Origin of the sequence: Geomicrobium sp. JCM 19039 (assembly GCF_000698145.1) — a bacterium.
In the GTDB taxonomy this organism is placed as follows: Bacteria; Bacillota; Bacilli; order Bacillales; family Marinococcaceae; genus Geomicrobium_A.
The window spans coordinates 92,572-106,758 of sequence record NZ_BAXB01000015.1; the positions used below are offsets into that span (position 1 = coordinate 92,572).

General features: G+C 42.1%; 8 protein-coding genes and 4 pseudogenes. 10 read left to right on the forward strand and 2 right to left on the reverse strand.

Annotated elements, in window-relative coordinates; genetic code table 11:
• Position 1: 1 nt before the first annotated feature.
• From purH to JCM19039_RS25735, 3 genes and pseudogenes are all read left to right on the forward strand, one after another.
• A complete protein-coding gene (gene purH / locus JCM19039_RS14460; protein ID WP_042428383.1) occupies positions 2-1,537 on the forward strand; it encodes a bifunctional phosphoribosylaminoimidazolecarboxamide formyltransferase/IMP cyclohydrolase in 1,536 nt (511 codons plus the stop codon).
• Between the two features lie 11 nt (positions 1,538-1,548).
• A pseudogene (purD, locus tag JCM19039_RS14465) lies at positions 1,549-2,786 on the forward strand (phosphoribosylamine--glycine ligase).
• A gap of 269 nt (positions 2,787-3,055) precedes the next feature.
• Positions 3,056-3,808, forward strand: a pseudogene (locus JCM19039_RS25735) (MBL fold metallo-hydrolase).
• A 207-nt stretch (positions 3,809-4,015) separates the two neighbouring features.
• On the opposite strand, the pseudogene JCM19039_RS14475 reads toward JCM19039_RS25735, so the two are convergent.
• Positions 4,016-5,139, reverse strand: a pseudogene (locus JCM19039_RS14475) (DUF418 domain-containing protein).
• Between the two features lie 290 nt (positions 5,140-5,429).
• On the opposite strand from JCM19039_RS14475, the gene JCM19039_RS14480 reads away from it, so the two are divergent.
• The 4 genes from JCM19039_RS14480 to JCM19039_RS14495 all read left to right on the forward strand — a co-directional run bounded on the left by JCM19039_RS14480 (position 5,430) and on the right by JCM19039_RS14495 (position 9,542).
• Positions 5,430-6,302 (forward strand): Hsp33 family molecular chaperone HslO, encoded by an 873-nt coding sequence (locus JCM19039_RS14480; RefSeq protein ID WP_042428387.1) that lies wholly within the window; start codon positions 5,430-5,432, stop codon positions 6,300-6,302.
• Positions 6,295-7,029, forward strand: a complete 735-nt coding sequence (locus JCM19039_RS22315) for a MerR family transcriptional regulator (protein ID WP_052398836.1) — start codon at positions 6,295-6,297, stop codon at positions 7,027-7,029. The genes JCM19039_RS14480 and JCM19039_RS22315 overlap by 8 nt, the downstream gene beginning before the upstream one ends.
• Positions 7,030-7,553: 524 nt before the next feature.
• A complete protein-coding gene (locus tag JCM19039_RS14490; RefSeq protein WP_042428389.1) occupies positions 7,554-8,978 on the forward strand; it encodes an aldehyde dehydrogenase family protein in 1,425 nt (474 codons plus the stop codon).
• A 51-nt stretch (positions 8,979-9,029) separates the two neighbouring features.
• Complete coding sequence (locus tag JCM19039_RS14495; protein ID WP_042428391.1) at positions 9,030-9,542, forward strand: hypothetical protein; 513 nt, start codon at positions 9,030-9,032, stop codon at positions 9,540-9,542.
• 37 nt (positions 9,543-9,579) lie between these two features.
• Here JCM19039_RS14495 and JCM19039_RS14500 read toward each other — a convergent pair whose 3' ends face one another.
• On the reverse strand, positions 9,580-10,461 hold the full coding sequence (locus JCM19039_RS14500) for a glycine betaine ABC transporter substrate-binding protein (protein WP_042428394.1): 882 nt from the start codon (positions 10,459-10,461) through the stop codon (positions 9,580-9,582).
• A gap of 192 nt (positions 10,462-10,653) precedes the next feature.
• Between JCM19039_RS14500 and JCM19039_RS14505 the strand changes: the two genes are divergently transcribed.
• From JCM19039_RS14505 to JCM19039_RS14515, 3 genes and pseudogenes are all read left to right on the forward strand, one after another.
• Positions 10,654-11,223 (forward strand): GbsR/MarR family transcriptional regulator, encoded by a 570-nt coding sequence (locus JCM19039_RS14505; protein WP_042428396.1) that lies wholly within the window; start codon positions 10,654-10,656, stop codon positions 11,221-11,223.
• Positions 11,224-11,355: 132 nt separating this feature from the next.
• Positions 11,356-12,815: pseudogene (betB, locus tag JCM19039_RS14510) on the forward strand (betaine-aldehyde dehydrogenase).
• Between the two features lie 29 nt (positions 12,816-12,844).
• On the forward strand, positions 12,845-14,053 hold the full coding sequence (locus JCM19039_RS14515) for an iron-containing alcohol dehydrogenase (RefSeq protein WP_042428400.1): 1,209 nt from the start codon (positions 12,845-12,847) through the stop codon (positions 14,051-14,053).
• Positions 14,054-14,187 lie beyond the last annotated feature (134 nt).

The window sequence follows — 14,187 nt, forward strand, 5'->3', positions numbered from 1 at the left end:
GATGAAACGCGCAATCATTTCCGTAAGTGATAAAACAGGAGTGGCATCTTTCGCCAAACAACTTCTTGAACTTGGTTTCGAAATTATTTCCACAGGCGGTACGAAAAAAGCTTTGCAAGATGCTGGGGTTGATGTGATAGGAATCTCAGATGTGACTGATTTTCCAGAGATTTTAGAAGGTCGTGTAAAAACGTTGCACCCGGCCATCCATGGTGGATTGCTTGCAAAGCAACACGATGAAAAGCATATGAAAGCTCTTGAAGAACAAGGAATGGCTCCGATTCATCTCGTCGTTGTCAATTTGTATCCTTTTAAAGAAACGATTAAAAAGGAGAGTACAACGTTTGAAGATGCAATTGAAAACATTGACATCGGTGGACCAGCGATGCTTCGTGCATCTGCGAAAAACCATGAAAGTGTAACGGTTGTAACCGACCCGAACGATTACGACGTTGTTCTTGAAGAGCTTTCGAAAGGTGAGGTAAGAATGACGACAAAACGTCGCCTTGCGGCAAAAGTGTTCCGTCACACAGCGAGTTACGACGCCTTAATTGCTGAATACTTAACGAGAGAAAGTGGCGAGAAATATCCAGAAAGCTTAACGCTCACATACGAACATAAAGAAACGCTTCGTTACGGAGAAAATCCGCATCAACAGGCAGCGTTTTATGAAACACCACTTCCCACTTCTCCGTCACTAGCCAATGCGGTTCAATTGCATGGGAAAGCACTATCGTACAATAACATAAATGATGCTGACGCAGCGCTTGCAATCGTCTCAGAATTCAAAGACACGGTTGCAGCGGTTGCGGTAAAACATACAAATCCATGTGGTGTTGGCATTGGTGAGACGTTAGAAGAAGCTTTTAATGAAGCGTATGAAGCCGATGCTGTTTCGATTTTTGGCGGAATTGTTGCGGTGAATGAAACGATCGACGTTGCAACAGCAACGAAGCTTGCAGACATATTCTTAGAAGTGATTATTGCTCCAGATTACAGCGAAGATGCACTTGCCATTCTACAAAAGAAAAAGAACATTCGTCTTCTGAAAGTAAACACAGCAACAAAGTCAAACGACGCACAAATGATTACGTCCGTTCAAGGTGGTCTACTCGTTCAAGATGATGATCGTGCTGGGTTTGACGATGCGAACATTGAAGTCGTAACCGATCGTGAGCCAACCGAAGCAGAGTGGAAGAGTTTGAAGCTTTCGTGGAGCGTTGTCAAACACGTAAAATCCAATGCAATTGTACTCGTTAATGGTGATCGTACGGTCGGTGTAGGTGCTGGACAAATGAACCGTGTTGGCGCATGTGATATTGCCGTCAAACAAGCTGGTGAGTTATCAAAAGGAAGCGCCCTTGCATCCGACGCCTTTTTCCCGATGAAAGACACTGTTGAAGCTGCGGCATCAGCAGGGGTTACTGCCATTATTCAGCCAGGTGGTTCGATTCGCGATGAAGAATCGATTCAAGCAGCAAATGATGCGGGCATTGCGATGGTATTTACCGGCATGCGCCACTTTAGACACGCATAGGAGGACCAAAGATGAACATTTTAGTCGTTGGGAATGGCGGACGTGAACACGTATTGGCTTGGAAATTCGCACAAAGCAAGCGTGTCAACACGGTTTACGTGGCACCAGGCAATCCAGGGATGGAAGACGTTGCCACATGTGTAACCATTGATAGTACCGATCATGAAGCACTCATTCATAAAGCAAAAGAGTTAGACGTTGAATTAACCGTTATCGGACCAGAAGCGCCACTTGCAGCAGGGATCGTTGATGCGTTTAAAGAAGCGGGATTAGTCGTGTTTGGCCCGAGCAAACAAGCAGCTCAAATCGAAGGCAGTAAAGCGTTTGCGAAGGACCTCATGCACCGTTATGAAATTCCAACAGCCCAGTACGGGGTGTTTACCGAATTTGATGATGCCATGCATTATACGAAAGAACAAGGTGCCCCGATTGTCGTTAAAGCAGACGGTCTTGCTGCTGGTAAGGGGGTAACGGTTGCCACAACTATTGAAGAAGCTGAACGCGCCTTACGAGATATTTTACTTGATGATTCTTTTGGCTCCGGAGCAAAGTCGTCCTTGAAGAATTTCTTGAAGGCGAAGAAGTATCAATTCTTGCACTCGTCAATGGCGACACGGTCGTGCCACTTGCTGAGTCACAAGATCATAAACGTGCGTTTGATGCCGATCTTGGTCCAAATACAGGCGGGATGGGGGCGTATTCACCTGTACCTCATATTGATCAAGCGCAAATTGATCGTGCAATTGAAACGATTGTACTTCCAACCGCTAAAGCAATGATTCAAGAAAGCACACCCTTTACGGGAGTTCTTTACGCAGGATTAATGATGACTGCTGACGGACCAAAAACGATTGAATTTAATGCCCGTTTCGGTGACCCTGAAGCACAAGTTGTTCTTTCACGTATGGAAAGTGATCTCGTTGATGTGATCCTCGCTGTTTTAAATGAGGAGACACCGACAATTGAGTGGAGCGATGATGCCGTTGTTGGCGTTGTACTTGCGGCTAACGGTTATCCTGCACATTATGAGAAAGGACTACCTGTACCGACTCGTCCGAGCGGTGAGTTATTTTATGCTGGCGTATCAGGTGAACGTGACGGCTTGAAAAGCAATGGAGGCCGGGTCTACATCGCCATCGGAAAAGCAGATACGATTCAAGAGGCACAAGCACAAGCATATGAGCACATTGAAAATCTAGATACGAATGGATACCATTATCGCCGTGATATTGCTTATCGCGCTTTCTAGTAAAGATAGTTCTACCCTTTAAAATAACTCATTAATTCCTTTCAATGGTTGGTTCGCATTAGTCATAAACCTTGATGAATTCAGGTGTGACTAAGGTTTTTTATATGAGTGAAATTCTGCCAATGAATGGTACGATGTAATTATGTATATGAAGGAGGTTTCACCCAATGGTAAATGTGAAGTAAACGAGAAAATCTATAAATGTTTCAATACATGTAGGTTTTCTCAAACGATAATTGCCAAGATAATTATGTTGAAGGAGAAAACTTATGTTGCAAAAAATAACAGCAAATACGTACTATTTAATAAATGATGATAAAAAAGAGAGACCGGCGTTAGGTGTGATTTCTGGAGAAAATGCAAGTTTAGTCGTGGATGCAGGGAATTCATCGTTACACGCGCAAGATTTGATCAGTGAAGTGAAACGGTTACGGTTACCCCCAATAAAATATGTCGTTGTGACTCATGCACATTGGGATCATTTTCTCGGTGTGAATGAATATGAAGCCTCTCTCATTGTGAGTAAGAAAACGAATGAGAAACTTCAATTTTGAAAGAATTGCTCTTTTTCAGATGAAGGTTTAGCTGAAATTGAACGTGAACAAAATGTAGGTTCAATCTTTTCAGAAGTAGTAAAAACGGAGTTAAATGATAGAGATACTTTCCAACTAAAAGATGCGGATGTAATTTTTGATCACCAACTGACGATTGATTTGGGGAATATGCTTTGTGTAATCGAAGAGATGGCTAGCACACATACAGAAGATGCAACTGTAGTCTATAATCCTAAGGAAAGAGTCGTTTTCTTCGGTGACGCAACCTACGGTAAAACAACGGAATCGTTATTTCACTATAGTCACAAATCTATCGATGCCATGATAGAGGATGCGAAGAAATACGAAGCGGATTGGACTGTTCTTGGTCATGAATCAGTTTTCGATAATGAAGAGATGGATTTATATTGGCGCGAGTTAGCTCCTCTTCGAGAGCAGCTCACACACGTTCTTTCGCCGATTCCATAAATACTTTCCGGTTACTTGAAGGAAGAGAGCCAACGGATAATGAAATGTTATTTATAGAAGCATTCGTTAACGATGTTTTAATTGAATCAAAGTCATAATGAACGAAAAGAGCTCCCTTTTAAAAGAGGGGAGTTCTTTTCTATGGCATTAGAGATTTGGTTAAGCAAAATATTCGGTGAGAATGCTTTGCAATTTAACCGTATCCGATCATGTGTGCGGTATTCCGTTTCGATGTACGAGTTTTCGAAAGACAAATTCTACAGGCCCTTGCTTGCCAAGATGAGCGAGTAAGCTCGCAAAAATCAAGCTGCTGAGCCAGACAAATAATGCAATGATAAATGCGCCGGTATATCCAAATTGAGTACCAAAACAAACCCTACATTGGATAACAAGAGGACGAGCATCCCTTCCTGATAAATAAAGAAACTTAATGAGCGTTTTCCCAAAGACGCAAAGTGCGCAGTGATGGAGCTTTTTTGAAGCTTAAGCATAATTAGGGCAACAAGTACAATATAGCCTAGCCCGCCCAAAATACCGACAAACATATGAAGAATAAAGAATGAGATGAAAAGTGTGTCCGAAACTGTAATGATACTAGTTTCTGCTAACGCATAAGGGAGTGCACCTACAATTGAGAACAATACCGCGGCAATGGCAAAGGGCGTGAAGGAACGTGCGTATTTATCAGGCTGCTGAATCCAACCTTTACTCTCCACCCAGGCACCAATGAGGATGACGAGTACGAAAGGATATAAAAGCAACTGGAAAAGTACGACAAAAGGAAAACTGAAGAGCCCGGTAATAACCATTTCGAGGTACGTATTGGGCAACCCATCATCTGCAAAAAGTATCGATGTACCACTGAAAAACCAAATCAATGGCATTACGATGAGCGTAACGACACCCGCGTAAATCATGGCTTTCTTTTTACGAGTAGCATGAAAGAGAATCGGGATGATGAGCAATCCAGTAAGACCATAAAACGCGAGAATATCCATTCCCCCGATAAAGACGAGATGAATAAACCCAAACAACAAAAGGAAAGACGATCTACGCTTGAGCATTTTCTTAATGGTGCTTTCTGACAAGCCTTTGTTACGATAACGTCGAACGGTAAGAGCAAGACCGAAGCCAAAAAGCACAGAGAACATGACAAACGCTCGACTGTCAACGAACAAAAGGGTAAGCAGGCGCACGAACCCATCGGTCTCAGGTCGAGGTTCTGATGTGAAAGCGATTGACAATGGTGCATGAGCAATTGCAATTAAGAGGAGCATGAAACCTCGACCAACATCCGGGACGAGGTAGCGCGTGGCAGTATTAGAAGCCATATGTCAACACAACTCCTTTTATTGAATGAATTGAGCGAGCATATGTGAAAAAACGAATTCAAGTATATTTGTGTATTGAAACTAAAAAATATTATGTATTTGACTTTAAATTATACCTCAAGTTTAAACATATTGATATTTTGCATGGAACTTTGAGTAATCGAGATAGCGTCAATGGAGTAGAGGCTGTCAAACAAAAGAGGAATAATATGAACAATTTTTTCTTGAACCTTACGTTACGTAATGATTTATAGTTAAGATTAATTAGCTAACGTAAGGATTGAATGCAAATGCAAAACCGAATTATTAAAGCGTTAATTTTTAACAAACAAGTAAGGCTTTATCTGTTAAACAACACTCACTTACTAAATGAAATTCTACACATGAATCAAGGCTCTAACATCATTAGTAAAGAAGCTTTGGCTAACTCCATATCGGTTATGAGCATGCTGTCTGCAACGCTAAAAGGAAATCAGCGCTTGAGTGCTGCTCTCTCATTTGACCAACCTAAAAGCAAAATCTTTGTTGACACAGATGCACATGGAAATGTGCGTGGCTATGCGAATGATTTCTTATTATCGTCATCAAAAAACTATTCGACTGTTAAGGAATTGATCGGTTTAAAAGGATCAATCAGAATGATAAAGGCCAATGATTTTAATCAATTTACAGGGATTACCGATATGCCTTATCAAGATTTAGATCGTGATTTTTCTCATTACTTTAAACAAAGCGACCAAACAGAAACGTTGATTAAAACAACGATTCATTGGCAAGGAAATAAAGAGATAAAAAACAGTTATGGAATATATGCGCAATTACTTCCTCAATCACCAACACACCTTTTAAATAAGGTAGAAGAACATTTTCAATCTATACAATGTGTATTAAATGAACCTAAAACTTTAATTAACAGTGAAATTTTCAGCTTACTAAACCAGTATTTTGGTGAAGGAGAGATTATTGGTGAAAGTAACGTCCAATTTTTCTGTGGCTGCTCCAAGGAAATGTTTTTTGGATTGTTACATTCAGTAGATGCGGCAGAACTAAAGGGTTATCTTCACTCTCGTGATCCAATAATATCCACATGTAATAGATGTGGTAGAAATTACTCGTTCAATGAAGAAGAAATTAAACTCATTTTGGGGGAATTAAATGGCTAAGTACTGGAAGATAGGCGAAATTGCTGAGATGACCGGATTGTCTATTAGGACATTAAGGTATTATGACCAAATCAAATTATTGAGTCCTTCTGAATACACACATTCAGGACACCGTAGATACTCACGTGAAGATTTACAAAGATTGTTAGAAGTTCTATCTTTTAAGAAAATGGGGCTTTCTTTAGAAGATATCAGCTCATTAAAAGAGCAAGGAAACGCTTCATCGATTGTAGAGATCTTAAGTAACCAAATAGAAAGGATGAAATTGGATATAAAGATTCAGCAAAATCTTTTTGAGCAGTTACAAAGCGTGCAGAAAGAATTAGCGAATTCCAAAGAAGAACGTATTTCGATACACAGTCTAACAACATTATTCGAACTCATGAAAGTGAATCAAGCAAAGTATTTTAATCAAAGACAAATTGACAGCATGAGACAACATTATCAAGAATTAGATGAAGCCGCTATTCAAAAGGGAGAAAAGGAATTTAAGCTTGTTTTAGATGAATTACGAAACAGGAAAGAGCGTGGGTTAACAAGCTCGAATGCTGAAGTTCAAAGCTTAGCTCGGAGGTGGCAAGCCATTATTGATTCCATTTCTCCAAATGATCATGAATTACGGATGAGTGCAGAACGCTATTATGCAGAAAATCCTGAGATTGCGATGAGCGTTGGCATTGAACCATCTCTCTATAAATACATTCAGGATGCTTTAAACGATAATTAGTTTTCCTCTGCTGTACTCAACGAACGGGTACCACTTAACCTTTCCTTCGCAAAGCGTGTGACTCAAACTTGAAAGAAGAAAGTAGGTTTTGGAAGGAGAGAGTCGTTCATTTTCTTTAAAAGCATTCGATCTGCTTCCATAAATACTAGTTTGGAATGAGATGTCCATCGATTGGAAGCAAAACGAGGACAAAACGGGCATAATAGGTGATTCTGTTTCCAATCCATGCTCTTTGGAAGTAAACAACGTTTTTAGCTATCTTAAGCGTCGATAGAGAAATCAACCGGTTCTCCTGCCTTTTAAAAGACGGTGGAAATCAACCACCAACCGTTTGAAACTCAAATTGATTAGAAAACCTCAAATTTCTTTGAGAAGATGCCTTGTTCCGTCCCTCTCGTAATGATTCCTCTAGAAAACACTACCGTGCGTTCGATGTATCCATCTCTAACCAATTGTATATGGGATGTTTAATTCTATGTTGAGCGGGAACACCTCTTGTACAACCAAAGGAGAGTGGAACGATCATGTTTAAACACGAGAATAAACTATTTATAAACGGTGAATGGATTGATTCAACGAACGATGAAACGATTGATGTCATAAATCCAGCAACAGAAGAAGTGATTGGGACTGTATCAGCGAGTACGAAAGAAGATTTGGATAAAGCAGTGAAAGCTGCTAGGGATGCACTGCCCGCTTTTTCAAAATCAATAAAGAAAGAACGCATTGATCTCTTAAATCGCATTGCCGATGAGTATGAGAAACGTAAAGATGAGTTTATTGATGTTATGACAATGGAGCTGGGTGCACCAAAAACGATCTCTGAAAATGTTCATTATGAAATGGGTCTTGCTCACTTTCGTACGGTAGCGAAAGCACTCGAATACTTTTCGTTTGAAGAAGAGCGTGGCGACCATACGATTGTGAAAGAATCGGTCGGTGTGAGTGGTTTAATTACACCGTGGAACTTTCCTACGAATCAAACGTCAACAAAAATTGCTGGCGCGTTTGCGGCAGGAAGTCCAGTTGTGTTAAAGCCGTCTGAAGAAACACCGTATGCGGCAATTATGCTAGCAGAGATTATTGACCGAGCAGGTGCACCGAAAGGCGCATTTAACCTTGTAAATGGTACTGGAGCGACGATTGGGGATGCGATTAGCTCTCATCCTGATATCGATTTTGTATCGTTTACCGGATCAGGTCCTGTCGGTACACGTGTCATGCAAAACGCTTCAGAAACGATTAAGAACGTTGCCCTTGAGCTCGGTGGCAAATCACCTCTTCTCGTCCTAAAAGACGCTGACGTTCAAAAAGCAGCGCAGTCTGCTGCTGAACACATGATGCTAAATAGCGGACAAGTTTGTTCAGCCGCAACAAGAGTGCTCGTTCCGAAAGAAATGAAAGCCGATTTTGAGCGTGAGCTTGTCACGTCATTAGAAGGCTTCCCAATGGGCGATCCACAAAATACGAGCAATTTTACTGGGCCGTTAATTTCCAAGAAGCAGTACGACACCGTACAATCTTATATTAAAAAAGGTCAAGAAGAAGGTGCTCGGATTGTTCAAGGTGGCGAAGGCAAACCAGACGGTCTTGAGACAGGGTATTTCGCAAAACCGACAATCTTCTCTGATGTGACGAACGATATGGTCGTTGCCCGTGAAGAAATCTTCGGTCCCGTCACAACCATTATTACGTATGATGGTATTGAAGAAGGTTTACAAATTGCCAACGATACCCCATACGGCTTGGCAGGTTACGTCGCTGGTGAAGATGAGAAGTCGCTGAAATATGCAGCAAGTCATATTCGTGCCGGTCAAATTACCATAAACGATGCAAAAACGGACCACTTTGCTCCGTTTGGAGGCTTTAAGCAATCCGGAATCGGTCGCGAGTGGGGCGACTTTGGCATTGAGGAATACCTTGAAGAAAAAGCGATCATGGGAGTATAATAAAACGCCGGAGGTGAACCCTTCGGCGTTTTTAACCTTGGAGGGCTTAGCATGCATGTGTATCATGTTTACGGGCCACATGAAAATAATGATGGAATCCATCGCGCATTAAGAGAAGGAATGACGTCTCAAACGATTTCCAAGTGGAATTCAAGAGGGGGTGGAGCCCTCTTCCCACACCTTATAAAGAAGGTACAACGAGGAAGTACCGATGATTGGATGGATTTTGGTCAATCTTTCGCAATACATTTATCAGCAGAAACCTTTAAAAACGATGTGCGTTTTCCGTATTCTTCAGATCGGATAATTGCATTCAACATTGAACGAACCGTTGACTTATTTGCATATATAGAAGAAGAGGGCATGGGCAGTGAATACACGCCAGGAATGTTTACAGATCACCTCCCTTCTAAACAAAGGCTTATGGAACAATATTGGAACAGTCGAATGACGTTGGCAGATTATCTATTGCACAAACCTTATAAGGAAGCGGAGTATATCTGTTTTGATTACATCCCTCCTTATTTAATAGAAGGTTATATTAATCAAAAAAAGTGGCTATGAGAATGTTGTTCATTCCCATAGCCACTTCTGGCACTACTTATTCTTCAACATCTAACCATTCATCAACCGTTTCACGGTTATCATCAATCCATTGTTCGGCAGCTTCTACTTCATCAATTTCTTCTTCAGAGATCTTGAGCATTACTTCGTTCATATCCTCAGTCGTCCAGTAGAAGTTATCTAGGATTTGGAATGCAACAGGGTCGTCCTCTTCAAGACCTTCACGGACGATTGTGCGAATCTCACCGTCTTCTTGGTAGATGCCTTTTGGATCTTCAAGAAACTTTAAGTCATGGGTATTAAATTTCCAGTGTGGTTGCCAACCTGTTACAACAATGGGTTCTTCATTTTCGATATGTGTCGACAATTCTTGAGTCATAGCAGCATCAAAACTGGATTGTAGTTGAACGTCATCAATTTCGTATTCCTCTAGTACCGTTTCAGTCGTTGAGTTCACACCAGCACCAGCGTCGATGCCAGTAATGTGAGAAACGACAGAACCATCGAGTTCTTCAATGCTATCAATATCCATATACGTTGGCACAGCTAGACCCGTTTGTGCACCTTCTAAGTTTGGCCCGAGATCGACGACCTGATCACCAAACTGCTCATAATCATGCTGCATATCATCAGGTAGCCAGCCAGCAATATGTGCATCGGCTTCTCCTTCTGCAACACTTGCCCACATGACGCCTTGCTCAACGGTCGTTATCGTCACATCATAGCCCGCTTCTTCCAATACAAGCTTCATGACATTGTTAGACGCAATTTCAGAATCCCAAGTAACGTAGACGAGCTCGATTTCTTTGTCTTCTTCTGCCGTCGCGCTTGTGTCTTCGCCATTGTCTGTACCGTTATCACCGCAAGCAGCTAGTGCTAATGCGGATACACTTAAGAGTGGAAGTTGCCACTTCTTCATGATTCGAATCTCCCCTTCAGTTAATTCCGTTTGTTTAAAACAAATTAAACATTATGTACAGACTATCATAGATCACTAATCTGTCAACTTTTAAACTACTATATCATAAAAACAAACTTGCAAATGAATGAAAGGATCGATATACTTAATTTTGCGTTCGTTCGAAACGTTTTAAATAAAAGGGGTGCTACTATGTCAGAACCAACAGCAGCTCACGAAGAACTAGAAGAGGCACACGCACAAATTAAAAATGGCATCGCAGATACAATGGATATTTACGGCGTCAACCGATCCGTTGGCCAACTGTACGCAACGCTCTATCTAAGTGATGAGCCAATGACATTAGATCAGTTACGAGATGAGCTTGGTATGAGCAAGGGCAGCATGAGTCTTGGAGTACGTAAACTTCTAGATGAGAAGATTATTCATAGAGTTTACCGTAAAGGTGAAAGAAAAGATTTGTATCAAGCTGAACAAGACTTTTTTCAATTTTTTATTTCGTTCTTTACTCGCCGGTGGGAACGAGAAAAGAATGTAAACTTACATGCAATTAAACAAGCACAGCCGAGATACAAGAAGATTATGGAAGACACAACCGCCCCAGACAGTGTAAGAGAAGAAGCGACGTATCAGTACAATAAGATTAATGAATCGCTCCAATATTATCGCTTCCTCGATATTCTAGTTGAAGAGTTCGAAGAGGGCGATCTTGCGCAGCGGCTATTGGAAAAGCATGAAGCGAAAAAGAAAGAAGGAAGCTGATCATCTTGATTGGCTTCCTCCTTTCTTTTTTTGTTTTTCTTTGACAGGATAAAAACGGCATGTTAAGTTATAAACATAGAACGTTTAATATATATTAAACAAATTAAAGGAGTGAGTTCCTTGAACGTAAACATGTACATTAATGGAGAGTGGACCGATGCGGTTCACGGTTCTAAACGAGACATTATAAATCCTTACAATCAGGAAGTTATTGCAACGACTTCAGAGGGAACACGTGAAGATACTGAACGAGCGATTAAAGCCGCAAGAATTGCTTTTGATTCTGGAGGGTGGAGCAACACACCAGCAGGAGAGCGCGGAAAAATTGTGAATGAGATTGGAAGGCTCATTCGAGAAGACAAAGAAGAGCTAGCTCGTCTAGAAACTTTGGACACAGGCAAGACGATTGAAGAAAGTCGCGGAGACATGGACGACATTGCCGATGTATTTGAGTACTTCGGTGGATTAGCAGATAAAGATGGCGGAGAAGTCATCCCAAGTCCAATCCCAGACTCAACGAGTAAAGTCGTTCGAGAGCCAATTGGCGTATGTGGCCAAATTACACCGTGGAATTACCCATTGTTGCAAGCTGCGTGGAAGTTAGCGCCAGCACTTGCTGCAGGAAACACACTTGTCATGAAGCCAAGTGAAATTACACCACTCACAACAGTACGTGTGTTTGAACTTTTTGAACGAGCAGGTCTGCCAAAAGGAGTAGCCAACTCGTACTCGGAGCGGGAGCAGAAGTCGGAGCGCCTTTATCGGAGAGCTTGGACGTAGATCTTGTTTCATTTACAGGCGGTATTGAGACAGGGAAAACGATCATGCGTTCAGCGAGTGACAATGTAAAGAAAATCGCACTTGAACTTGGTGGTAAAAACCCGAACATCGTGTTTGCGGATGCGGACTTTGAAACAGCCGTTGACCAAGCGTTAAATGCAGCCTTTTTCCACGGAGGTCAAGTATGTTCGGCAGGTTCACGGTTACTCGTAGAAGAATCGATTCACGATACGTTCGTTGATGAGCTCATTAAACGAGCAAGCCGTATCAAGCTTGGAAATGGATTTGATGACACGACTGAATCGGGTCCCCTTATTTCAGCAGAGCATCGCGAGAAAGTTGAAGGGTATATTGACGTCGGTATGAATGAAGGGGCAACACTTGCTGTCGGTGGTAAACGACCTGAAGGCAAAGAGTTTGAGAATGGGTTCTTCTTTGAGCCAACGATCTTTACAAACTGCACGGCTGACATGCGCATCGTACAAGAAGAGATTTTTGGTCCGGTCATTACTGTGGAGACGTTCACAACAAAAGAAGAAGCCATTGAGCGAGCCAATGATACGATTTATGGCCTTGCCGGTGCTGTATTCTCAAATGACATCGCCAAAGCAGAAGAAGTAGCTGAACAACTCCGCATGGGGACGGTATGGATTAATGATTTCCACCCATACTTCGCACAAGCGCCATGGGGTGGGTATAAGCAATCTGGATTTGGTCGTGAGCTTGGCAAGATCGGACTCGAAGAATATACAGAAGTGAAGCATATTTTCCGTAACCAGAAACCAGCCCCAGTGAAATGGTTTAATTCCTAATATATCTACGATGAAGGAGAGATTTAGACATGAGTATGCACATGAAAGTTGAATCAATGCTTGGCTATCATACATTTGAGGTACCTACAGCGATTAAGCACGGAATCGGTGCCATTCAATATTTAGGAGAAGAAGTAAAAAATCTCGGCGCGTCAAAAGTCATGCTCGTTACGGATCCGGGAATTTATAATGCAGGCGTGACAAAGCCTGTTGAAGAAAGCTTAAAGGCAGCTGGAGTTGATGTAGCCGTATTTAATCGCGTAGAACCGAATCCTCCAACGCGTTTAATTGGTGAAGGTTCAACATTCTACAAAGAAAACGGTTGTGATGGACTCGTTGCTGTAGGCGGTGGATCTTCTATGGACACAGCAAAAGCTGTTGGGGTAGAAGTTTCTCATGAAGGTACGGTATTGGATTATGAGGCTGCAGAAGGCAAGAAGCCACTTGAAAACCGCATTCCACCACTGGCAACCATCCCAACCACAGCGGGTACAGGTTCAGAAGTGACACAGTGGGCAGTAATTACTGATGAAAAGCGTGAATACAAGTTTAATACAGGGGGGCCGTTGATCGCTGCACACTTGACGATCATTGACCCGAAACTCCATGTTTCTATGCCACCACACGTTACCGCTATGACAGGCATTGATGCCATTGCTCACGCAGTGGAGTGCTACACGATGAAATATGCACAACCCGTAACAGATGCTGTTGCGCTTCTAGCGATCGAGTATGCTGCAACATACATTCGCCGTGCGTTTGCGGACGGTGAAGATCTTGAAGCTCGTTACGGGATGTCTCAATCTGCGATGCTTGCCGGTCTTTCTTACGGTAGCGAATCTGCAGGAGCTGCGCATGCGATGAGTCAATCACTTGGTGGAATTGTGCCGGTCGCACACGGACAATGTGTGGCAGCGATGATGGGACCTGTTATGGAGTTCAACTGGAAAGGTGCACCAGGTCGCTTTGCAAGAATCGCACAAGCTTTCGGCATTAATACTGCTGATCTGTCGACTGAGGAAGCTGCAAAAGCAGCCGTTGACTATATGTATAACCTCGTTGAAGAATTGGAAGTTCCGACGCTTGAAGAACAAGGCGTTGACCCAACACAAGTCGAGCGCTGGTCAAAAGCTGCCATGGATGATCCGCAAACGATTGGAAATCCAAGAGACCTTACCGTTTCTGATTACGAGTGGATTTATAAGCGTTGCTTCAATCAAGTTGAGAAAACAATATAATGAAAAAAGCCGACCGTCTCACTGTGAGACGGTCGGCTTTTTTTGAGAATGAAACTATATGGGATGAACTTAATATTTTGCTTATTTGCCCTATTGACTTTTGCTTACCAGTACAAGCGGATGATTGCACTCCA

Bases quoted from the DNA above. Each gene is read 5' to 3' on its own strand.
- purH (WP_042428383.1), top strand. From the start codon at position 2: ATGAAACGCGCAATCATTTCCGTAAGTGATAAAACAGGAGTGGCATCT.
- JCM19039_RS14480 (WP_042428387.1), top strand. From the start codon at position 5,430: ATGCAAAACCGAATTATTAAAGCGTTAATTTTTAACAAACAAGTAAGG.
- JCM19039_RS22315 (WP_052398836.1), top strand. From the start codon at position 6,295: ATGGCTAAGTACTGGAAGATAGGCGAAATTGCTGAGATGACCGGATTG.
- JCM19039_RS14490 (WP_042428389.1), top strand. From the start codon at position 7,554: ATGTTTAAACACGAGAATAAACTATTTATAAACGGTGAATGGATTGAT.
- JCM19039_RS14495 (WP_042428391.1), top strand. From the start codon at position 9,030: ATGCATGTGTATCATGTTTACGGGCCACATGAAAATAATGATGGAATC.
- JCM19039_RS14500 (WP_042428394.1), bottom strand. From the start codon at position 10,461: ATGAAGAAGTGGCAACTTCCACTCTTAAGTGTATCCGCATTAGCACTA.
- JCM19039_RS14505 (WP_042428396.1), top strand. From the start codon at position 10,654: ATGTCAGAACCAACAGCAGCTCACGAAGAACTAGAAGAGGCACACGCA.
- JCM19039_RS14515 (WP_042428400.1), top strand. From the start codon at position 12,845: ATGAGTATGCACATGAAAGTTGAATCAATGCTTGGCTATCATACATTT.